This window comes from Streptomyces sp. NPDC048288, assembly GCF_043201555.1.
In the GTDB taxonomy this organism is placed as follows: Bacteria; Actinomycetota; Actinomycetes; order Streptomycetales; family Streptomycetaceae; genus Streptomyces.
In genome coordinates, this window is the sequence record NZ_JBICZD010000021.1 from 60,247 (window position 1) to 80,606 (window position 20,360).

The 20,360-nt window shown below is 71.9% G+C and carries 20 protein-coding genes; 14 read left to right on the forward strand and 6 right to left on the reverse strand.

All coding sequences use genetic code 11. The features are described 5' to 3' along the window. Positions 1 to 53 precede the first annotated feature (53 nt). The 4 genes from ACGFZS_RS46105 (at position 54) to ACGFZS_RS46120 (ending at position 5,141) form a co-directional block, all read left to right on the forward strand. Positions 54 to 650 (forward strand): DUF5998 family protein, encoded by a 597-nt coding sequence (locus ACGFZS_RS46105; protein ID WP_123973540.1) that lies wholly within the window; start codon positions 54 to 56, stop codon positions 648 to 650. Further along, positions 650 to 1,843, forward strand: coding sequence for an alkaline phosphatase family protein (locus ACGFZS_RS46110; protein WP_393800217.1), 1,194 nt, complete (start codon positions 650 to 652; stop codon positions 1,841 to 1,843). Before ACGFZS_RS46105 ends, ACGFZS_RS46110 begins: the two co-directional genes overlap by 1 nt. A gap of 50 nt (positions 1,844 to 1,893) precedes the next feature. Further along, positions 1,894 to 2,538, forward strand: a complete 645-nt coding sequence (locus ACGFZS_RS46115; RefSeq protein WP_355709943.1) for a thymidine kinase — start codon at positions 1,894 to 1,896, stop codon at positions 2,536 to 2,538. Positions 2,539 to 2,729: 191 nt separating this feature from the next. Further along, a complete protein-coding gene (locus ACGFZS_RS46120; protein WP_393800218.1) occupies positions 2,730 to 5,141 on the forward strand; it encodes an endonuclease/exonuclease/phosphatase family protein in 2,412 nt (803 codons plus the stop codon). Between the two features lie 84 nt (positions 5,142 to 5,225). On the opposite strand, the gene ACGFZS_RS46125 is transcribed toward ACGFZS_RS46120, so the two are convergent. Further along, complete coding sequence (locus tag ACGFZS_RS46125; protein WP_393800219.1) at positions 5,226 to 6,029, reverse strand: VOC family protein; 804 nt, start codon at positions 6,027 to 6,029, stop codon at positions 5,226 to 5,228. Between the two features lie 314 nt (positions 6,030 to 6,343). Between ACGFZS_RS46125 and ACGFZS_RS46130 the strand changes: the two genes are divergently transcribed. Then, entirely contained in the window at positions 6,344 to 7,186 is an 843-nt protein-coding gene (locus tag ACGFZS_RS46130) for a sulfurtransferase (protein WP_393800220.1), read from the forward strand. 65 nt (positions 7,187 to 7,251) lie between these two features. On the opposite strand, the gene sepH is transcribed toward ACGFZS_RS46130, so the two are convergent. The 3 genes from sepH to ACGFZS_RS46145 all read right to left on the reverse strand — a co-directional run bounded on the left by sepH (position 7,252) and on the right by ACGFZS_RS46145 (position 11,321). Next, positions 7,252 to 8,292, reverse strand: coding sequence for a septation protein SepH (gene sepH / locus ACGFZS_RS46135; protein WP_393654711.1), 1,041 nt, complete (start codon positions 8,290 to 8,292; stop codon positions 7,252 to 7,254). A 511-nt stretch (positions 8,293 to 8,803) separates the two neighbouring features. Beyond that, positions 8,804 to 10,123 (reverse strand): D-arabinono-1,4-lactone oxidase, encoded by a 1,320-nt coding sequence (locus ACGFZS_RS46140; RefSeq protein WP_393800221.1) that lies wholly within the window; start codon positions 10,121 to 10,123, stop codon positions 8,804 to 8,806. After that, the gene (locus ACGFZS_RS46145; RefSeq protein ID WP_393800222.1) at positions 10,083 to 11,321 is read right to left on the reverse strand and encodes an MFS transporter; all 1,239 of its coding nucleotides are present in this window, start codon (positions 11,319 to 11,321) and stop codon (positions 10,083 to 10,085) included. Before ACGFZS_RS46145 ends, ACGFZS_RS46140 begins: the two co-directional genes overlap by 41 nt. A gap of 166 nt (positions 11,322 to 11,487) precedes the next feature. Between ACGFZS_RS46145 and ACGFZS_RS46150 the strand changes: the two genes are divergently transcribed. Continuing rightward, positions 11,488 to 12,615 carry a ferrochelatase gene (locus ACGFZS_RS46150; protein WP_393800223.1) on the forward strand — a complete coding sequence of 376 codons (1,128 nt, stop codon included), beginning with the start codon at positions 11,488 to 11,490 and terminating at the stop codon, positions 12,613 to 12,615. An 8-nt stretch (positions 12,616 to 12,623) separates the two neighbouring features. Further along, positions 12,624 to 13,439 carry an inositol monophosphatase family protein gene (locus tag ACGFZS_RS46155; RefSeq protein WP_393800224.1) on the forward strand — a complete coding sequence of 272 codons (816 nt, stop codon included), beginning with the start codon at positions 12,624 to 12,626 and terminating at the stop codon, positions 13,437 to 13,439. Positions 13,440 to 13,600: 161 nt separating this feature from the next. Here the strand turns inward: ACGFZS_RS46155 and ACGFZS_RS46160 are convergent, their stop codons facing one another. Continuing rightward, positions 13,601 to 13,774, reverse strand: a complete 174-nt coding sequence (locus ACGFZS_RS46160) for a hypothetical protein (protein ID WP_165939545.1) — start codon at positions 13,772 to 13,774, stop codon at positions 13,601 to 13,603. Between the two features lie 419 nt (positions 13,775 to 14,193). Between ACGFZS_RS46160 and ACGFZS_RS46165 the strand changes: the two genes are divergently transcribed. The 4 genes from ACGFZS_RS46165 to ACGFZS_RS46180 all read left to right on the forward strand — a co-directional run bounded on the left by ACGFZS_RS46165 (position 14,194) and on the right by ACGFZS_RS46180 (position 17,732). Next, a complete protein-coding gene (locus tag ACGFZS_RS46165) occupies positions 14,194 to 14,847 on the forward strand; it encodes a response regulator transcription factor (RefSeq protein ID WP_003993508.1) in 654 nt (217 codons plus the stop codon). 5 nt (positions 14,848 to 14,852) lie between these two features. After that, positions 14,853 to 16,103 (forward strand): sensor histidine kinase, encoded by a 1,251-nt coding sequence (locus ACGFZS_RS46170; RefSeq protein WP_393800236.1) that lies wholly within the window; start codon positions 14,853 to 14,855, stop codon positions 16,101 to 16,103. A gap of 401 nt (positions 16,104 to 16,504) precedes the next feature. Next, positions 16,505 to 16,801 (forward strand): DUF4193 domain-containing protein, encoded by a 297-nt coding sequence (locus tag ACGFZS_RS46175; protein WP_005481602.1) that lies wholly within the window; start codon positions 16,505 to 16,507, stop codon positions 16,799 to 16,801. Positions 16,802 to 16,814: 13 nt separating this feature from the next. Continuing rightward, complete coding sequence (locus tag ACGFZS_RS46180; protein ID WP_393800225.1) at positions 16,815 to 17,732, forward strand: hypothetical protein; 918 nt, start codon at positions 16,815 to 16,817, stop codon at positions 17,730 to 17,732. A 62-nt stretch (positions 17,733 to 17,794) separates the two neighbouring features. On the opposite strand, the gene ACGFZS_RS46185 is transcribed toward ACGFZS_RS46180, so the two are convergent. Beyond that, positions 17,795 to 18,265 (reverse strand): DUF3093 domain-containing protein, encoded by a 471-nt coding sequence (locus ACGFZS_RS46185; RefSeq protein WP_355709960.1) that lies wholly within the window; start codon positions 18,263 to 18,265, stop codon positions 17,795 to 17,797. Positions 18,266 to 18,323: 58 nt separating this feature from the next. Between ACGFZS_RS46185 and ACGFZS_RS46190 the strand changes: the two genes are divergently transcribed. From ACGFZS_RS46190 to ACGFZS_RS46200, 3 genes are all read left to right on the forward strand, one after another. Next, positions 18,324 to 18,908 carry a PaaI family thioesterase gene (locus tag ACGFZS_RS46190; protein WP_355709962.1) on the forward strand — a complete coding sequence of 195 codons (585 nt, stop codon included), beginning with the start codon at positions 18,324 to 18,326 and terminating at the stop codon, positions 18,906 to 18,908. 77 nt (positions 18,909 to 18,985) lie between these two features. Beyond that, positions 18,986 to 19,531, forward strand: coding sequence for a dUTP diphosphatase (gene dut, locus ACGFZS_RS46195; protein WP_355709964.1), 546 nt, complete (start codon positions 18,986 to 18,988; stop codon positions 19,529 to 19,531). A 1-nt stretch (position 19,532) separates the two neighbouring features. Then, positions 19,533 to 20,294, forward strand: a complete 762-nt coding sequence (locus ACGFZS_RS46200; RefSeq protein ID WP_365686126.1) for a DUF3710 domain-containing protein — start codon at positions 19,533 to 19,535, stop codon at positions 20,292 to 20,294. Positions 20,295 to 20,360: the final 66 nt, after the last annotated feature.

Genomic DNA, 20,360 nt, shown 5'->3' on the forward strand with positions numbered 1-20,360 from the left:
GCGTTCGAAGCGGGCCTCCCGACTGGCCCGGGCCCCCTTGCCCACGGATTAAGATGGACGCCATGGCCAAGACCAGTACGACGACCCAGGGGCTGCGCGTCGCGATCGAGCGCAGCGGCTACTACCCGGCCCTCGTGGCCGAGGCGGTGGAGGCCGCCGTGGGCGGCGAGCCGATCCGGTCGTACCTGGTCCACCAGGAGACGACGTTCGACCAGAACGAGGTCCGGCGGCATGTGACCGTGCTCGTCCTCACCGGCAACCGCTTCATCGTCAGCCACACCGACGAGCAGGCCGCCGACAGCACCTCCCCGACCCCGTACGCCACCACCTCGACGGAGTCGGTCAAGCTCGGCCGGATCTCGTCGGTCGTGGTCAGCCGGGTCGTGGCCAACCCGGAGCAGTACACGCCGGGCACCCTGCCCCGCGAGATCGTGCTGACCATCGGCTGGGGCGCGGTCTCCCGCATCGACCTGGAGCCGGCCGCCTGCGGCGACCCCAACTGCGAGGCCGACCACGGGTACACGGGCAACTCCACCGCCGACGACCTCAGCCTGCGCGTCAGCGAGGCGGGGGACGGCCCGGAGACGGTGCGCCAGGCGCTCGCCTTCGCCCAGGCCATCTCCGAGGCGACCGCGGACGTCACGCGCTGATGGCGTACGCCGCCTGGGACCACCCGGAACCGCTCGCCCTGGACTCCGCGCCGCTGCCCGAGTACGGCAGCGGCTCCCTCGCCGACCTGCTGCCCACCCTGGCCGCCGGCATGGCCGTCCCCGGAATGACCGCGTCGATCACGGAGCTGTCCGCGGCCGACCGCAACTGCGTCTTCCTGATCGACGGACTGGGCTGGGAGCAGATCAAGGCCCACCCGGGCGAGGCGCCCCTGCTGACCTCGCTGCTCGGCAGCTCGCGCGGCGGGACGGGACGGCCGATCACCGCCGGTTACCCCGCGACCACCGCGACCTCCCTGGCCTCCGTCGGCACCGGCCTGCCGCCGGGCGCGCACGGCCTGCCCGGCTACACCGTCCGCAACCCGGCCACCCGTGAGCTGATGAACCAGCTCCGCTGGCAGCCCTGGACCGACCCGGCCGCCTGGCAGCCGTACCCCACCGTCTTCCAGCTCGCCCAGGACGCCGGGGTGCACGCCGCCCAGGTCTCCTCCCCGCACTTTCAGCACACCCCGCTCACCAAGGTCGCGCTCAGCGGCGGAACGTTTCACGGGCGGCTGACCGGCGAGGAGCGGATGGACCTCGCGGCGGAGCAGCTGGCCGCCGCCGACCGCGCCCTGGTGTACACGTACTACGCCGAACTGGACGGCGCCGGGCACCGCTACGGCGTCGACTCCGACACCTGGCGCGGTCAGCTCATGCACGTCGACCGGCTCGTCCAGCGGCTCGCCGAGCAGCTCCCGCCGCGCAGCGCGCTGTACGTCACCGCCGACCACGGCATGGTCGACATCCCGTTCGACGAGCAGCACCGCATCGACTTCGACGAGGACTGGGAGCTGCGGGCCGGGGTCGCCCTGCTCGGCGGCGAGGGCCGGGCCCGGCACGTCTACGCGGTGCCGGGCGCCGAGGACGACGTGCTGACCTGCTGGCGCGAGGTGCTCGGGGAGCAGTTCTGGGTGGCCTCGCGGGACGAGGCGATCGCGGCCGGCTGGTTCGGCCCGCCGGACCGGTTCGACCGGCGGGTCCGCGAACGGATCGGCGACGTGGTCGCGGCCGCGCACGACGACGTTCTTATCATCGCCTCCGAGCGGGAGCCCAAGGAGTCGGCCATGGTCGGCAACCACGGTTCGATGACCCCCGCCGAGCAGCTCGTCCCGCTGCTCGAAGTACGCTCCTGACACCCTCGTCCCCCACCGCCCCACCGCAACCGAAAGGTGCTCAACTCCCCATGCCCGAGCTGGTGTTCTTCTCCGGAACGATGGACTGCGGGAAGTCGACCCTGGCTCTGCAGATCGAGCACAACCGGTCGGCCCGCGGCCTGGTCGGCATGATCTTCAGCCGTGACGATCGCGCGGGCCACGGCAAGCTGTCCTCCCGGCTGGGCCTGGTCACGGACGCCGTCGAGGTCGAGGACGGCCAGGACCTGTACGCCTACCTGGTCGACCACCTCTCCCAGGGCGGCCGCGCGGACTACGTCATCGCCGACGAGGCGCAGTTCCTCGCGCCCGAGCAGATCGACCAGCTCGCGCGCGTGGTCGACGATCTGGGCCTGGACGTCTACGCGTTCGGCATCACCACCGACTTCCGCTCCAAGCTGTTCCCCGGCTCCCAGCGGCTGGTGGAGCTGGCCGACCGGGTCGAGGTGCTCCAGGTGGAGGCCCTGTGCTGGTGCGGCGCCCGCGCCACCCACAACGCCCGCACGGTCGACGGCGAGATGGTCGTCGAGGGCGCCCAGGTGGTCGTCGGAGACGTCAACGGCTCGGCCGGGAAGGTCGGTTACGAGGTGCTGTGCCGACGCCACCACCGCAAGCGGATGACGAGCGCGACGGCCCGGGCGGCGGCCCTCTCGCCCGACGTCCTGCCGGTCCCGTAGGGCCACCCGAACCACCCCGCTGTTTCCTGGATTTAACCCAAGAGCCCTTGGCGATCCCGTCTCTACGCGCGTAACTTGAGCCGACTCCCCCCACACGACCGGTCCAAGCGCCGTCGGTCGGCGGCGTGTTGAAGCATCCGACGTCCGAGGAGACCGCCAGCGTGTCCAGACCCGCAGGGAGCAGATCCCGCATGCGCCGCGCCGCCTACCCGCTGATTTCCGTGAGCGCGGCGAGCGCCTTCGCGATCACCGCCCTCCCCGTCGCGTACGCCGCTCCGTCCGCCACGGCGGTGATCGCCGAGGTGTACGGCGGAGGCGGCAACTCCGGCGCGACCCTGACCCGGGACTTCGTCGAGCTCGGCAACGCCGGGTCCGCCGCGTACGACCTGGCCGGCTACAGCGTGCAGTACCTGCCCGGTTCACCGTCCTCGTCCTCGCAGTGGCAGGTGACCCAGCTGACCGGCTCGGTCGCCCCCGGCGGCCGCTTCCTGGTCGCCGAGGCGCAGGGCACCGGCGGCACCACGGCCCTGCCGACCGCGGACGCGACCGGCTCGATCGCGATGAGCGCGACCACCGGCACCATCGCCCTCGTCTCCGGCACCACCGCGCTCACCTGCAAGACGGCCGCCGACTGCGCGGCCGACAGCCGGATTGTCGACCTGGTCGGCTACGGCACCGCCGTCGTCCGCGAGGGCAGCGGCCCGGCCACCGGCGCCTCCAACACCGCCTCCGTGGCGCGGGCCGCCACCCTGGCCGACACCGACGACAACGCGGCGGACCTCGCCTCGGGCACCCCCTCGCCCGTCAACTCGGCCGGTCAGACGCCGGGTTCGGGCGACGGCGACGGCGGAGGCGACGACGACCCGACCCAGCCGGGCACCGTCCGCGTCCACGACATCCAGGGCACCACCCGGCTCTCCCCGCTCGCCGGGCAGACCGTCGCCAAGGTGCCGGGCATCGTCACGGGTGTCCGTACCTCCGGCTCGAAGGGCTTCTGGATCCAGGACCCGACGCCCGACGCCGACCCGCGCACCAGCGAGGGCGTCTTCGTGTACACCGGCTCGGCCGTCCCCGCCGTGGCCGTCGGCGACTCGGTGCTGGTCAGCGGCAAGGTCAGCGAGTACTACCCGAGCAGCACCAGCCAGTCGGTCACCGAGATCGGCAGCCCGACCACCACCGTGCTCTCCAGCGGCAACGCGCTGCCCGCGGCCGTCACCCTGGACGCGGCCTCCGTACCGGCCGCGTACATCCCCACCGCCGACGGCGCGAGCATCGAGTCGCTCGCCCTCCAGCCGACCGTCTACGCCCAGGACTTCTACGAGTCCCTGGAGGGCATGCGGACCACGTTCTCCGACGCCCGCGTGGTCGGCGCCTCCGACGCGTACGGCGAGCTGTGGGTGACGGTCAAGCCCGACGAGAACCCGACCCCGCGCGGCGGCACCCTCTACTCCTCGTACGACCAGCCCAACACCGGCCGTATCGAGGTGATGTCCCTCGACACCACCACCGCCTTCCCGGCGGCGAACGTCGGCGACGAGCTGTCCGGCGCCACCACCGGCCCGCTCGACTACTCCACGTACGGCGGCTACAACGTCCAGGCCACCCAGCTGGGCAGCCTGGTCGACAACGGCCTCAAGCGCGAGGTGACCCGCCGCCAGAAGGGCGACGAGCTGGCGGTCGCCACGTACAACGTGGAGAACCTGGACGCGCTGGACGACCAGGAGAAGTTCGACCGGCTCGCCGAGGGCGTCGCGGTCAACCTCAACTCGCCCGACGTCGTGGCCCTGGAGGAGATCCAGGACGACAACGGCGCCACGGACGACGGCACCGTCACCGCCGAGGCGACCCTGAAGCGGTTCACCGACGCCATCCGCGCGGCCGGCGGCCCCCGCTACTCCTGGCGCTACATCTCGCCGGAGAACGACCAGGACGGCGGCGAGCCCGGCGGCAACATCCGCCAGGTCTTCCTCTTCAACCCCAAGCGGGTCTCCTTCACCGACCGCGCCGGCGGCGACGCCACCACGGGCACCAGCGTGGTCAAGACCCGCAAGGGCGCGCAGCTGACGTACTCCCCGGGCCGCATCGACCCGACCAGCGACGCCTGGGACAGCAGCCGCAAGCCGCTGGTGGGCGAGTTCGTCTTCCACGGCGAGACCGTGTTCGTCGTCGCCAACCACTTCACGTCCAAGGGCGGCGACCAGCCCCTGCACGGCCGCTACCAGCCGCCGGCCCGCAGCTCGGAGACCCAGCGCGCGGCCCAGGCCGCCGAGGTCAACACGTTCGTCAAGTCCCTGCTCGCGGCCGACAAGAACGCCAAGGCCGTGGTGCTCGGCGACCTGAACGACTACGAGTTCTCCCGGACGGTGACCACCCTCACCGACGGCGGCGTCCTCAAGCCGCTGATCACCACCCTGCCGGCCGATCAGCGCTACACCTATGTGTACGACGGCAACTCGCAGACCCTGGACCACATCCTGACCAGCCCGGCGGTGACCCACTTCGACTACGACGTGGTGCACATCAACGCCGAGTTCGCGGACCAGGCCAGCGACCACGACCCGCAGATCGTGCGGATCGACGTCAACAAGTGCGGCAAGCACTGACCGGTGCGAGTGAGGCGTGGGGCGGCGCGGTCCGTGCCGTCCCACGCCGGACCGGCCGTCGGTGAACCGGCCGGAGGCGCGGGCTCAGCGCGGGCTCTGGATCACCGAGAAGACCGCGCCCTCCGGGTCGGCCACCGTGGCCACCCTCCCGTGCGCGCTGTCCCGGGCCGGTTTCAGCACCCGGCCGCCCAGCGCGGTCACCCCGCGCAGGGTGGCGTCCACCTCGGCCACCTCGAAGTACGTCAGCCAGTGCGGCCCCCGGTCCCGGGGCAGCGAGAGGCCGACGCCGTGGATGCCGGCCACCGGCCGGCCCTCGACGTGCAGGGTGACGTAGTCGAAGCCGGCGGAGACCACCGGCTCCTCCTCGTAACCGAACACCGTCTCGTAGAACTTGGCGACGCTTCCGGTCTCGAAGGTGAGCAGTTCGTTCCAGGCGGGTGTGCCGGGGACGCCGGTGACGGCCGTGCCGAGGTGGGCCGTGGCCTGCCAGATGCCGAACACCGCGCCGGAGGGGTCGGAGCCGATGGCCATCCGCCCGGCCTCGGCCGCGTCCAGCGGGCCGACGCCCAGGGTGCCGCCGCACAGCCGTACCGTCTCGGCCGTCAGGTCCACGTCGTCGGAGGCGAAGTACGGCGTCCAGGCGATCGGCAGACGCAGGTCCGGCGGCAGCTGCCCGATCCCCGCGACCTCCCGGCCGTCGAGCAGGGCCCGCACGTAGGGGCCGAGCTGCTGGGGCCCGGGCTGGAACTCCCAGCCGAACAGCGCTCCGTAGAACTCCTCGGTCGTGGTCAAGCCGTGCACCATCAGACTCACCCAGCAGGGGGTGCCGGGCGCGCGCCGGGCGTGTGTGCCGCCGTTCGCGCCCGCCGATCCCCGTACCTCGGTCATCGTCACTCTCTCCTCGGCCCCTCGCGGTGGCCGTGTCGCTTCCGCTCCCCGGACCGGTCCTGCCGCGGCCCCGGGCACGCCCTGTGCCGGTTCCCGCACCCTCCGTGGCGTCGGGTGTCCACGCCCGTGCGGGCGGTTTCGCCGCGAGGATGCCTGGTCTGCCGCTTCTCGCCCGTTTCCGGTCGATTGCCGTCGGGTGTCCATCAGCTGTACAGCATGTGCCCGATCCCGTACGCCCGGTGATCGAGGCTGTCCGGCCGAGCAGAGTAGTCGTACCTGGACGTTGCGGCCACCCCTGGCGTAAGGATGGGGCCATGGAAGCCATCATCACCGCAACCGAACTCGCCGACGACCTGACCGGGCCGAACCCGCCCGTACTGCTCGACGTCCGCTGGCAGCTGACCCCGCCCGGCACACCGGCCTTCGACGGCCGGGCCGCGTACGCGGCCGGGCATCTGCCGGGCGCCGTCTTCGTGGAGCTGGACGGGGAACTGGCCTCGGCGCCCGGCGAGCGCGGCCGGCATCCGCTGCCCGACCTGGCCGTCTTCGGTGCGGCGATGCGCCGCGCGGGCGTGTCGGCGGACCGGCCGGTCGTCGTCTACGACGGCGGGCAGGGCTGGGCGGCGGCCCGCGCCTGGTGGCTGCTGCGCTGGACGGGTCACCCGGATGTGCGGGTGCTCGACGGCGGGTTGCCGTCCTGGGAGGGCGCTCTTTCGACTGACCTGATCGAGCCGGTCCGGGGCGACTTCGAACCGGCGCCGGGCGCCGTGCCGTTGCTCGACGTGGACGGGGCGGCCGGGCTGGCTCGTTCGGGTGTGCTGTTCGACGCCCGCGCGGGGGAGCGGTACCGGGGTGACGTGGAGCCGATCGACCGGGTCGGCGGCCACATCCCGGGTGCCGTGTCGGCGCCGACCACCGAGAACGTCGGCCCCGACGGGCGCCTCCTGCCCGCCGCCGAACTCCAGGGCCGCTTCAAGGGCCTGGGCGCCTCGGAGGGGGCCGAGGTGGGCGTCTACTGCGGTTCGGGCGTCTCCGGTGCCCACGAGGTGCTGGCGCTGGCCGTCGCGGGCATCCCGGCGGCGCTGTACGTCGGTTCGTGGTCGGAGTGGTCGTCCGATCCGTCCCGCCCGGTCGCGGTCGGTCCCGACCCGCAGTAGCGCACGACGAGGGCGGGAGGCGCGCTCGCGTGCCTCCCGCCCTCGTACGGTCGTACGACCTGTTCCTACTCCTGCTTCTTGCGCCGCGTGCCGAAGACGATCTCGTCCCAGCTCGGCACGGCGGCCCGGCGGCCGGGGCGGACACCGTCGGCCTCGGCCTGGCGGTCGGTGGCGCCGATCAGGCGGTCGCGGTGGCTGCCGACCGAACGGGGCATCAGGACGTCCGCGTAGGCGGAGCCGGCCGAGGCCGCCGGGGCGGGGGGCTCCTCCTCCGCCGGTTCCGTGACGGGCTCCTCCGGCTGGGGTTCCGCCGGGCGCTCCGGGACCACCATGTCGCCCCGGAAGCTCGGCACCGCCTCCAACAGGCTGGTCAGCGAGTCGCGTTCGCCGGTCGTCTCCTCGACCGGTTCGGACGACTGCGCGGGCAGACTCGGCCGCTCGCGGTCCCGGTCGCCGGTGCGATCCAGCGGCCGGTCGCGCGGCAGCCGCGCGATCCGCGGCACGAACGGAAAGCTGGGCTCCGGTACGGCGAGGTCGTCGGACTCGCCGATCAGCGAGCGCGCCTCGTCGTCGACCGCCTGGACGAGCCGCCGGGGCGGGTCGTAGGTCCAGCTCGCCGAGTGCGGTTCGCTCGCGACCCGGTAGACCAGCAGGACCTCCCAGGTGCCGTCGTCACGGCGCCAGGAGTCCCACTGGACGGTGTCCTTCTCGGCGCCGCGCAGCACCAGTCGCTCCTGCACGGCCTCGCCGAGCAGCGGACCGGAGTTCTCGCCGGGCCTGCGGACGGGTGTCTTGCGGGCTCGTTCGGCCATGAAGGCGCGCTCGGCCAGTACCGGACCCTCGAAGCGCCGCACCCGGTCGACGGGGATCCCGGCGAGCTGCGCGACCTCTTCCGCGCTGGCGCCCGCCCGTATCCGCGCCTGGATGTCTCGGGGCCGGAGATGGCTCTCGACCTCGATCTCGATCTGCCCGAGCCGGGGCCGGTCGCCGCGCACGGCGGCACGGAGCCGTTCGTCGATCGGAAGGGTGTACTCCGTTGAGTCGGCAGCCTTGAGCACCAGCCGTGTGCCGTCATTGGAGACGGCCACGACACGCAGTTCGGGCATGGGGACCTCCCGGGTGGTGCCTGCCGACGTCACGTGCGTCGCTGCTTCCGCTAGTCGAGTGTGGCCTGCCCGGGTGCAGCCTGCCACAACCTTGCCGAGTTGCCCGGCGTGTCGGGCACGGGCCCGGGAACGCCGTTATGGCACGGTTACCTATTCGCAACGCTAAGTGACCAACTCCGTCACCCTGTGCAACTAGCCCCCTCCCGGCGGTCCTGCAAGGCTCCGGACGCCCAGGCGGGAGACCGGACCCAGGGCTCGAAACAGTACTCCATTCGGGCCACGTGCGTGGATTGGCGCGCCGCCCAACTTCTGGCAACAACCGCTCTTCGGCCGCCGGTTGCCCGCTTCTCGGGATCTTGAACGTGGCGTACTTCACGCAATCCACCGAAACGGAACTAATGGCTTTCGTCCGTACGTCCCCTCCCGGAACCGGTACGGGGGAGGGGGCGAAGGGAAGTTCGAAGGGGGGCCGGCGGACGCCGGGAGCAAGCGCCCCCGGCGCCGGGCGAGTTCACTGACCCAGGACCCGCCGCAGGTAGTCGTTCTGGAACAGCCGGTCCGGGTCGAGCCGGTCCCGCAGTGCGGTGAACTCGCCGAAGCGCGGATAGACCTCGGCGAAGTACTCCGCGTCCCGGGTGTGCACCTTGCCCCAGTGCGGGCGCCCCTCGTGGGCGGTGAAGATGCGCTCGGCGGCGGTGAAGTACGCCTGGTACGGAGTGCCGCGGAACATGTGCACGGCGACATAGGCGCTGTCCCGGGCGGAGGCGGTGGACAGCGCGATGTCGTCGGCCGGGGCGGTGCGGACCTCGACCGGGAAGTTCACCCTGAGACCTGAACGGTCGACCATCGCCTTCAGTTCCCGCAGCGTGTCCACCAGCGCCTCGCGCGGAACCGCGTACTCCATCTCCACGAAGCGCACCCGGCGCGGGGATGTGAAGACCTTGTACGGGATGTCCGTGTAACTCCGCGCGGACAGCGCCGTGCTGGAGATCCGGGCGATCGTCGGTACGACGGCGGGCGCCGCGCGGCCGAGCAACTGGGCCGCGTGGAAGACTCCGTTGGAGAGGAACTCGTCCTCGAACCAGCCGGCCAGCTGACTCACCGGCTGCGCCGGCCCCGCGCTGCGGTTGTTGCGCTTGGTGTTGGTGTTGCCGGTGTGCGGGAACCAGTAGAACTCGAAGTGCTCGTTCTCGGCGCGGAGCTGGTCGAACTCGGCGAGCACCCGGTCCAGCGGCATCGGCTCCTCGCGCGCGGCGAGCAGGAAGAGCGGCTCCACCGCGAAGGTGATCGCGGTGACGATGCCCAGGGCGCCGAGGCCGACCCGGGCCGCCGCGAACACCTCGGGGTTGTCCTTCTCCGAACAGGTGAGCACCGAGCCGTCGGCGGTGACCAGTTCGAGCGCCTTGATCTGGGCGGCGAGCGAGGCGGACTCACGGCCGGTGCCGTGGGTGCCGGTGCTGGTGGCACCGGAGACCGTCTGCTCCATGATGTCGCCCATGTTGGTCAGCGACAGGCCCTCGCGGGCCAGGGCCATGTTGAGTCTCTTGAGCGGGGTGCCCGACTCGACCGTGACGGTCATGGCCTGGTGGTCGATGCCGCGGATGCCGGTCAACAGTTGAGGGCGGATCGAGACACCGTCGGTGGCGGCGATCGAGGTGAAGGAGTGGCCGCTGCCGACCGCCTTCACCTTCAGGCCGTCCTCGGCCGCCTGCCGTACGGCCGCGGCGAGCTCGTCCACGGAGGCGGGCGTGACCTCCCGCGCGGGGCGGACGGTGACATTCCCTCCCCAGTTACGCCACGTGCCGCTCTTCCCGCTCGCTGTGCTGCCCAACGATGCCTCCCCGACCCGTGGCCGGCCTGCTGAGCCGGCGGTACCCGAGGAAACCGACCGCGACCGCGACGGCCCCGGACACGGCCGGGACCCCGTACCCGGCACGGGCCCCGGCAGCGTCGATCACCCAGCCGGCGACCGAGGAGCCGAGCGCCACCCCGACCGCGAGGCCGGTACTCACCCAGGTCATGCCCTCGGTGAGTTTCGCGCGAGGTACGTGCTCTTCGATGAGGGACATCGTCGTGATCATCGTCGGCGCGATGGACAGACCCGCAACGAACAGCGCCACGGCCAGAAGCGGCAAGTTTCCGACCAGTAGGAGGGGGATCATACTCACGGCCATCGCGCATATGCCCAGCAGCCACCGGCGTTCCGGCTTCCCCGCGAACCGCAACAGGCCGAAGACCACCCCGGCGAGGCAGGAGCCCGCCGCGTAGAGCGCCAGGACCACGCTGGCGGCACCCTTGTGACCGCGTTCGTCGGCGAAGGCGACGGTCACCACGTCGACCGCCCCGAAGATCGCTCCGGTGGCCACGAAGGTCGCCACCAGTACCTGGAGGCCGGGGGCGCGCAGCGCCGAACCGCGGCCGTGGTGCTCGCGCGGGTGCGGCTTCGGCTCGGTGGCCCGCTGGGCGGTCAGCCAGAAGACCCCGGCGGCGAGGAAGCAGGCGGCCAGCAGCGGGCCCGCCTCCGGGAACCAGGCCGTGGACAGGCCGATGGAGATGATCGGCCCGAAGATGAAGCACACCTCGTCGACGACGGACTCGAACGAGTAGGCGATGTGCAGCTGCGGGGTGCCCCGGTAGAGGGCGGCCCAGCGGGCCCGGATCATCGCGCCCAGGCTCGGCACCGCGCCGATCCCGGCGGAGCACACGAACAGCACCCAGTCCGGTCCTCCGTACCGGGCGGCGAACAGCAGCCCGGCCGCCGCCGTGAGCGCGAGCAGGGTCGCGGGGCGCAGGACGCGGCGCTGGCCGTGCCGGTCGACCAGCCGGGACACCTGCGGGCCCAGCGCGGCGGCGGAGAGCGCGATGGTGGCCGAGAGCGCGCCCGCGAGCCCGTACCGCCCGCTGATCTGGGAGATCATCGTGACGACCCCGATGCCCATCATCGACAGCGGCATCCGGCCGACGAAGCCCGCGGCGGAGAAGCCCTTGGTGCCGGGTGCGGCGAACAGGGCGCGGTAGGGGCTGGGCACGGGGGTCTCCGACGGCTCGGTACTCGGTAAGGCGTGATTGCGGCTGATACAGCTTACGAGTAAGGGGACCCTCATGCACCCGCTGGGCACTGGGGATAAACCTCCCGAATCCGACTCTTCACGCTCCTGTTTCCGGGCGGTCAGCGCCGGGTGGCAGGATCGGCACATGTCAGACGCGCTCGATGCCACCCCCTACGACGCCCTGCTCCTGCTCTCCTTCGGCGGCCCGGAAGGCCCGGACGACGTGGTCCCGTTCCTGGAGAACGTGACGCGCGGGCGCGGTATCCCGAAGGAACGTCTCAAGGAGGTCGGGCAGCACTACTTCCTGTTCGGCGGGGTCAGCCCGATCAACGACCAGAACCGCGCCCTGCTGGACACCCTGCGCAAGGACTTCGCCGAGCACGGCCTGGACCTGCCCGTCTACTGGGGCAACCGCAACTGGGCGCCCTATCTGACGGACACCCTGCGCGAGATGGTCGCCGACGGCCGCCGCCGCGTCCTGGTGCTCGCCACCAGTGCCTACGCCTCCTACTCGGGCTGCCGCCAGTACCGCGAGAACCTCGCGGACTCGCTGGCCGCGCTGGCGGCCGAGGGCCTCGACCTGCCGCAGGTCGACAAGCTGCGGCACTACTTCAACCACCCAGGCTTCGTCGAGCCGATGATCGACGGGGTGCTGGCGTCCCTCGCCGACCTCCCCGAGGACGTCCGCGCGGGCGCCCACATCGCCTTCACCACCCACTCCGTCCCGACCGCGTCCGCCGACACCTCCGGCCCGGTCGGGACGCACGGCGAGGGCGGCGCGTACGTCGAGGAGCACCTGGACGTGGCCGAGCTGATCGCCGACGCGGTCCGCGAGCGCACCGGCGTCGACCACCCCTGGCGGCTCGTCTACCAGTCCCGCTCCGGCGCCCCGCACATCCCGTGGCTGGAGCCCGACATCTGCGACCACCTGGAGACCCTGCACGGCGCCGGGGTCCCGGCCGTCGTCATGGCCCCCATCGGCTTCGTCTCCGACCACATGGAGGTCCTCTACGACCTCGACACGGAGGCCACGGCCAAGGCCGAGGAACTGGGGCTGCCGGTACGGCGGTCCGCGACCGTCGGGGACGACCCCAGGTTCGCCGCCGCCATCCGCGACCTGGTCCTGGAGCGGGCCGCCGCGGAGAGCGGACGGGAGGTCACGCCGTGCGCCCTGGGCGCGCTCGGCGCGAGCCACGACGTGTGCCCGGTCGGCTGCTGCCCGGCCCGTGCCCCCCGCCCGGCCGCGGCCGGCGCCGACAGCCCCTACGCGTGAGGAGCCCCGTGACCGACGCCCCGTACCAGGATCTGCTGGACCTCGCCCTCGAAGCGGCCGCCCGCGCGGGCGCGCTGCTGCGGGACGGCCGCCCCGCCGACCTCGCGGTCGCCCGGACCAAGTCCAGCCCGATCGACGTCGTGACCGAGATGGACATCGCGGCGGAGAAGCTGATCACCGACCTGATCTCCGGGCACCGCCCCGACGACGGCTTCCTCGGCGAGGAGGGCGCCTCGTCGGAGGGCACCAGCGGGATCCGCTGGGTGATCGACCCGCTCGACGGCACGGTCAACTACCTCTACGGGCTGCCGACCTGGGCGGTCTCCATCGCGGCCGAGCAGGACGGGGAGACCCTGGTGGGCGTCGTGGCGGCGCCGATGCGCGGCGAGACGTACCACGCGGTGCGCGGCGGCGGGGCCCGGGCCACGGGGGCGTGGGAGGGCGAGCGCGAGCTGCGCTGCCGGCCCGCCCCGCCGCTGGACCAGGCGCTGGTCTCCACGGGCTTCAACTACGTCGCCGCGGTCCGCACCCACCAGGCCGAGGTCGCCGCCCGGCTGATCCCGCTGCTGCGCGACATCCGGCGCAGCGGCTCGGCGGCGGTCGACCTGTGCGACGTGGCCTGCGGCCGGCTGGACGGCTACTTCGAGCGCGGACTCAACGCGTGGGACTGGGGAGCGGGGGACCTCATCGCCCGTGAGGCGGGCGCCCTGACCGGTGGCCGCCCCGGAGGGCCCCCGTCCCGCGATCTGACCGTCGCCGGTACACCGGGCGTCTTCGAGCCCCTCCAGGGCCTGCTGGAGGACTTCGGGGCCTGGCACGACTGAGGAACCGCCGCAACCGCCGCCGGAGACCGGCGTTCGGCGTTCGGCGTTCGGCGTTCGGCGTTCGGCAGGAATCGAACGCGGTCGCGGCGGGCAGGGATCAGGTACGGGCAGGGCCCCGGCGCTGGATTCGCCGGGGCCCTGTTCGTGCGTTGCGGGCTGGATCAGACGCTGGTCGCGCCGACTTCCACACCGTGTTCGGCGGCGAGGCGGCGCAGGTCGTCGAGCTCGGCCTGTTCCACTTCGACGAGGAAGTCGTCGCCCTCGTCACGAGCCCGGGTGATGTCGGACTCGGTCGCCTTTATGCGCTGCAGAAGTCCCGTCGTGAATGCGTCCATGCTGCGCCCCCTCGTCCAGGGTCGTGGGTCGGTGGCACGGGGGTGTGCCGTTCGAAAGGGGCGATCACGTCTCTCGCGGGTGCCCAGCGCTGCCCTGCTGGGCGGCGACGGTGCCGGACACCCCCATCGTCCACTCTGCTGTAGCGGCGGTGTACGTACCGCATGGTGTTGCGGCACATGCAGAGCGTGATCGCGGGGTGTACATGCCGTCCTCCCCCCGCTCCCTTCCGTGGAAACCTCAACCGCAGGAGAAAATCTCGCATTCCCGCCCGGCCGCCTCCGATCCGGCCGTCCCCGCCCCCGTCTTACTGCCGACTTATGGCCGAAAAGGGCAGGATGGAGGTCACACATCCCGTGGAGAACCCTGCCCGTGTGCGCCGGTGCGCGCTACGCGGGTGGACAGAGGAAGGACAAGCGACGTGCGCGTACTCGTCGTCGAGGACGAGCAACTGCTCGCCGATGCGGTGGCCACCGGACTGCGCCGGGAGGCCATGGCCGTCGACGTCGTGTACGACGGTGCGGCCGCCCTGGAGCGCATCGGCGTCAACGACTACGACGTGGTCGTCCTCGACCGCGACCTCCCGCTCGTGCACGGCGACGACGTCTGCCGCAAGATCGTCGAGCTGGGCATGCCCACGCGCGTCCTCATGCTGACCGCGTCCGGCGACGTCAGCGACCGCGTCGAGGGCCTGGAGATCGGCGCCGACGACTACCTCCCCAAGCCCTTCGCCTTCAGCGAGCTCATCGCGCGCGTGCGGGCCCTCGGCCGCCGTACCAGCGTGCCGCTGCCCCCCGTCCTGGAGCGTGCCGGCATCAAGCTCGACCCCAACCGCCGCGAGGTCTTCCGCGACGGCAAGGAGGTCCAGCTCGCGCCCAAGGAGTTCGCCGTCCTGGAGGTGCTGATGCGCAGCGAGGGCGCGGTGGTCTCCGCCGAGCAGCTCCTGGAGAAGGCCTGGGACGAGAACACCGACCCGTTCACCAACGTCGTACGCGTGACCGTGATGACCCTGCGCCGCAAACTCGGCGAGCCCCCCGTCATCGTCACCGTCCCCGGTTCGGGATACCGGATCTGATGACTGTGGCGACCACTCCCGCACCCCCGCAGGCGCCCCCGAAGCCGACCTGGGACCCGAGGCGGCCGCAGCCGGTCTTCCCGTGGCTGCGCCCCACCATCCGCATACGGCTGACGCTGTTGTACGGCGGCATGTTCCTGATCGCCGGCATCCTGCTGCTGTCGATCATCTATCTGCTGGCCGCGCAGGCGATCAGCACCGGGAACCAGCCGTTCTTCAAGATCGTCAGCGGCTCCGAGATCAAGGTCTCCAGCGACAAGTGCGCGGCGATCACCGGCATGCCCAACGTGCCGATCACGGACTTCAACTCCGCGATCGCCCAGTGCGTGGACCACCAGCGCCAGGCGGCCCTGGACAACCTGCTCAGCCGCTCGCTGCTGGCCCTCCTCGGCCTCGCCGTGATCGCCTTCGCGTTCGGCTACGCGATGGCCGGCCGGGTGCTCTCCCCGCTCGGCCGGATCACCCGCACCGCCCGCGCGGTGGCCGGCTCGGACCTCTCCCGCCGGATCGAGCTGGACGGCCCGGACGACGAGCTCAAGGAGCTCGCGGACACCTTCGACGACATGCTGGAGCGGCTGCAGCGGGCCTTCACCGCCCAGCAGCGCTTCGTCGGCAACGCCTCCCACGAGCTGCGCACGCCCCTGGCGATCAACCGCACGCTCCTGGAGGTGCACCTCTCGGACCCGGGCGCGCCCATGGAGCTCCAGCAGCTCGGCAAGACCCTGCTGGCCACCAACGAGCGCAGCGAGCAGCTCGTGGAGGGTCTGCTGCTGCTCGCCCGCAGTGACAACCAGATCATCGAGCGCAAGCCGGTCGACCTGGCCGAGGTGGCCTCCCAGGCCGTCGACCAGGTGCACGCCGAGGCGGAGGCCAAGGGCGTGACCATCAGAGGGCAGCGGAAACCGGCGGTCGTCCAGGGCAACGGTGTGCTGCTGGAGCGGATCGCGCTCAACCTGCTGCAGAACGCGGTGCGCTACAACGTGCCCGAGGACGGGTGGGTCGAGGTCAGCACCGAGATCCAGCACGGCCAGGCGGTACTGTCCGTCGCGAACACCGGACCGGTGGTGCCGGCGTACGAGATCGACAACCTCTTCGAGCCCTTCAGACGGCTCCGTACCGAGCGCACGGGCAGCGACAAGGGCGTCGGCCTCGGCCTGTCCATCGTCCGGTCCGTGGCCCGGGCGCACGGCGGCCACATCGCGGCCCAGCCCCGTGAGGGCGGCGGGCTCGTGATGCGGGTCACCCTGCCGGTCTGAGCCAGTTACAAGATCGGGACACACGCGGGGGATGTTCGCTTTGCGCGGAATTTTCGGGCGGCGTGGCGCGCACCCCCGTGTGTGATCGATCACATGGGCGGAATTCCGGCCATCTACTCTCCGTGATCATGGCTAGGGGAATAAAGCCGGGAAAATCCCTGTTTTCAGGGGTCTTGATCACGGGAAGTACAGGATGAGGCGCCTTTGAAGTGCCTCGACAGGACCGTGTACGGTCCCCATCGCCATTCAACCCGATCACTCTCGAGGGGTCCGGTTGGGTGTCGATTGAGTAACAGACCTTGATGTGAGGCAAAATCTCCGCCTCGGGTCGGGCACAAGTCCGGCCTCTCACGCGTTACGTGCGCTGGAGACACCGCAGACACCCAGAGGGGGAGAGCGACATGGCAACCGATTACGACACTCCACGCAAGACCGACGACGACGTCGACTCGGACAGTCTTGAAGAGCTGAAGGCCCGGCGGAACGACAAGTCCACGTCCGCCGTGGACGTCGACGAGTTCGAGGCCGCGGAGGGCTTGGAGCTGCCCGGCGCCGACCTCTCGAACGAGGAACTGGCCGTCCGGGTGCTGCCCAAGCAGCAGGACGAGTTCACCTGCATGAGCTGCTTCCTGGTGCACCACCGCAGCCAGCTGGCCCGGGAGAAGAACGGTCAGCCGATCTGCCGCGACTGCGACTGAGGGCGGGTCGGGCATGACTGGCTCGACCCCACCTCGGAAGCGCCGTTTCCCCTCGCGGGGAGCGGACTCCGGGCCGTCCGACGGCCCGCGCGCGCGTGACGCCGAGCGAGGCTCGCCCGATCCGGGAGCCTCGCTCGAACCCGCCGCCGACCGGGGTGACCTCCCGGTGCCGGCGGACCTGGCCGCGCCCGTCGTCAGGCGGCGGGTCGCGGTCATCCGTGACAAGGCCGTGGACTTGGCCCGGGAAGGCGCCCGTATGGGCGGCAGCCGGGCGAAAGCGGGGCTCGGCTACCTCGCGGACCGGATCATCGAGATCGCCCCGCGTGTCCCCGTACGTGACCTCGCGGCCCTGCGCCGGCAGTTCCCGGGTCTCGGGCCCGAGCAGCTCGCCGACAAACTGGTGGCGGGCGCCGCGGGCGCGACCTCGGCGGTCGGGGCCGGGGTCGGTGCGGCGGCGATGCTGCCGGTGCCGCCGGCCATGCCGACCGAGCTGGCCGCCGAGATCACCGGGGTCGCGGCGATCGAGCTGAAGCTGATCGCCGAACTGCACGAGGTGTACGGCGTGCGGCCGCCGGGGAACCTCAAGGCCCGCAGCACCGCGTACCTGGCCTCCTGGTCGGGGGAGCGCGGCATCGACGTGATGAAGCCGTCGACGATCAACAACGCCCTCGGCGGGCACATGAAGCGCGAGCTCCGGCAGCAGATCATGAAGCGCATGGTGCGGGACCTGCCCAACCTGATGCCGTTCATGGTGGGCGCCGCGGTGGGGGCGGTCATGAACCGCCGGGACACCAAGAGGCTGGCGGCGCGGATCCGGACGGACCTGAGAAAGATCCAGGTGCCGTGGGACGAGCTCCCGGAACTGCCGCCGCTCGAGAAGCCCGCGGAGCCCCTGCCGATCGCCGAGCTCCCGGAGGACTTCGGCGCCTGACCGCCGCCGCGGCCGAGACCGGGCCGAGCCGGGCGGCGGAGCGGGGAACGCCGGTCGGCGTGCTAAGGCTTCGCGGTCGCGGTCTTCGCCGACGCGATGGCCGTCGCCAGGGCCTCCGGCTCGCGCGTGGAGAGGTACAGGTAGGGCGTCGGGTCCTGCGGGTCCGTGACCTCCACGCGCAGCGCGGTGGGGATGTAGGAGCGCAGCAGCAGGAAGGCGCGGACGTCGGCCTTGTACGTGCGCCAGGCGCGCGCCTCCTCGGGGTCGAGGATGTGCGACTCACCCAGGGCCGACACCGGGATCTTCGCCTCGCCCGCGATCAGCGAGTCGCCCACGACCCGGATGCGCGGGGAGCCGTACGAGCTGGCCACCACCGCTGCCGCCGCCGTGCCGCCGGCCAGGCCGCCGAGCATCGGCAGGGTGCCGAAGGGCAGCAGGATCAGGGCGAACGAGACGCCGACCAGGAAGCTGACGAACCACCACGACCGGGGGGCGGTGAGGCGTTCTTCGTACGGGGTGGCGGAGAGCTGCATGGGGCCAAGCTTGGCACGGTGTCCGGATTCACCGGACGCGCGGGTAAGGTCTGCGCCTGTGAGTGGTAGTTCCGCAGCTCTTCAGCCCCCCGCCTACGCCGAGAAACCGGTGCGGCACCCCGATGCTCCCGCGCCCGGTGAGTTCATCGGTGCCCACTACGAACACTGTTTCGGGTGTGGCCATGGGCAGTCGCACGGGCTGCATCTGGAGGTGCGGGCGGGCGAGGGAGTCTCCCTCACCGCCGAGTTCACCGTGCGCCCCGCCCACCAGGGCGCCCCGGGCCTCGCCCACGGCGGAGTGCTGGCCAGCGCCCTCGACGAGACGCTCGGCTCGCTGAACTGGCTGCTGCGGAAGATCGCGGTCACCGGACGGCTGGAGACCGACTTCGTGCGGCCGGTGCCCGTCGGCACCACGCTCCATCTGGAGGCCGAGGTCGTCGCCGTGGCCGGCCGGAAGATCTACTCGACCGCCACCGGACGCGTGGACGGCCCCGAGGGCCCGGTCGCGGTCCGGGCCGACGCCCTCTTCATCGAGGTCCCGGTCGAGCACTTCGTCGACCACGGCCGGCAGACGGAGATCCAGGCCGCCATGAGCGACCCGGACCAGGTCCGCCGCGCCCGTGCCTTCGAGGTGAACCCGTGACCCCCGCGAGCCCCTCGCACCCCGCAGCCCCGCCGCACCCCGAAAGTCCTCCGTATCCCGTGAGCCCCGCCCGTACCGTGAGCCCTCTCGACGTCCTCATCCGCCGTGTCGACCCCGACGTACCGCTTCCGGCGTACGAGCACCCCGGTGACGCGGGAGCCGATCTGCGCACCACCGAGGCGTGCGAGCTGAAGCCCGGCGAGCGGGCCGTCCTGCCCACGGGGGTGTCGATCGCCCTCCCGGACGGGTACGCGGCCTTCGTGCACCCTCGTTCGGGGCTCGCCGCCCGGTGCGGTGTGGCCCTCGTGAATGCCCCGGGGACGATTGATGCCGGGTACCGTGGGGAGATCAAGGTGATCGTGGTGAATCTCGACCCGCGCGAGGCCGTGCGGTTCGAGCGCTTCGACCGGATTGCCCAACTGGTCGTCCAGCAGGTCGAGAGGGTCCGCTTCCAGGAGGTCGCGGAGCTTCCCGATTCGGCGCGGGCCGAGGGGGGCTTCGGGTCCACCGGCGGGCACGCCGCGGTGGGCGACGTGAGCGGCACAAGCGGTCAGGCCGCCGAGGGCGGTCGGACGGGTGGGAATCGATACGCTTCGGTCGTATCCGACCGGGAAGGACAGTGACGTGTTCGGACGTCGCAACAAGAAGGGTGCCGCCGAGGACGCGGCCGGCGAGGCCGAGCAGGTCGTCGACAGCGTCGACACCGAGGCGGACGAGGAAGAGGGCGTGCGCGAGCGCGTACGCCTGGAACCGGAGCCCCGGCCCGACGGGCCGTGGGACGCCACCGAGGTGCGCGAGCCCGGCGAGGGCCGGGTGGACCTCGGCGGTCTGTTCGTGCCCGGCGTGGACGGCATGGAGCTCCGGGTCGAGGTCGCGGGCGACGCGATCGTCGCGGCGACCGTCGTGCTGCGCGACAGCGCGGTCCAGCTCCAGGCCTTCGCCGCGCCCAAGCGTGAGGGCATCTGGGGCGAGGTGCGCGAGGAGATCGGCTCCGGCATCACCCAGCAGGGCGGCATCGTCGACGAGGTCGAGGGTCCGCTGGGCTGGGAGCTGCGCGCCCAGGTGCCGGTGCAGTTGCCGGACGGCACCGGCGGCTTCCAGGTCGTCAGGTTCGTGGGTGTGGACGGCCCGCGCTGGTTCCTGCGCGGGGTGATCTCCGGGCAGGGCGCGGTGCAGCCGCAGGCCGCCGGTCTGCTGGAGCAGATCTTCCGGGACACCGTCGTGGTCCGCGGTGAGGGCCCGATGGCGCCCCGCGACCCGATCGTCCTGAAGCTGCCGAACGACGCCCAGATGGTGCCCGAAGGCGTCCAGCAGGAGGAGTCCTCGCGCTTCTCCGGCGGCATGGGCCAGCTCCAGCGCGGACCGGAGATCACCGAGGTCCGGTAGGCGCTCCACGGGAGAACGTTCGAGAGCCGCACCCTTCGGGGTGCGGCTCTTCTGCGTGCGCGACCC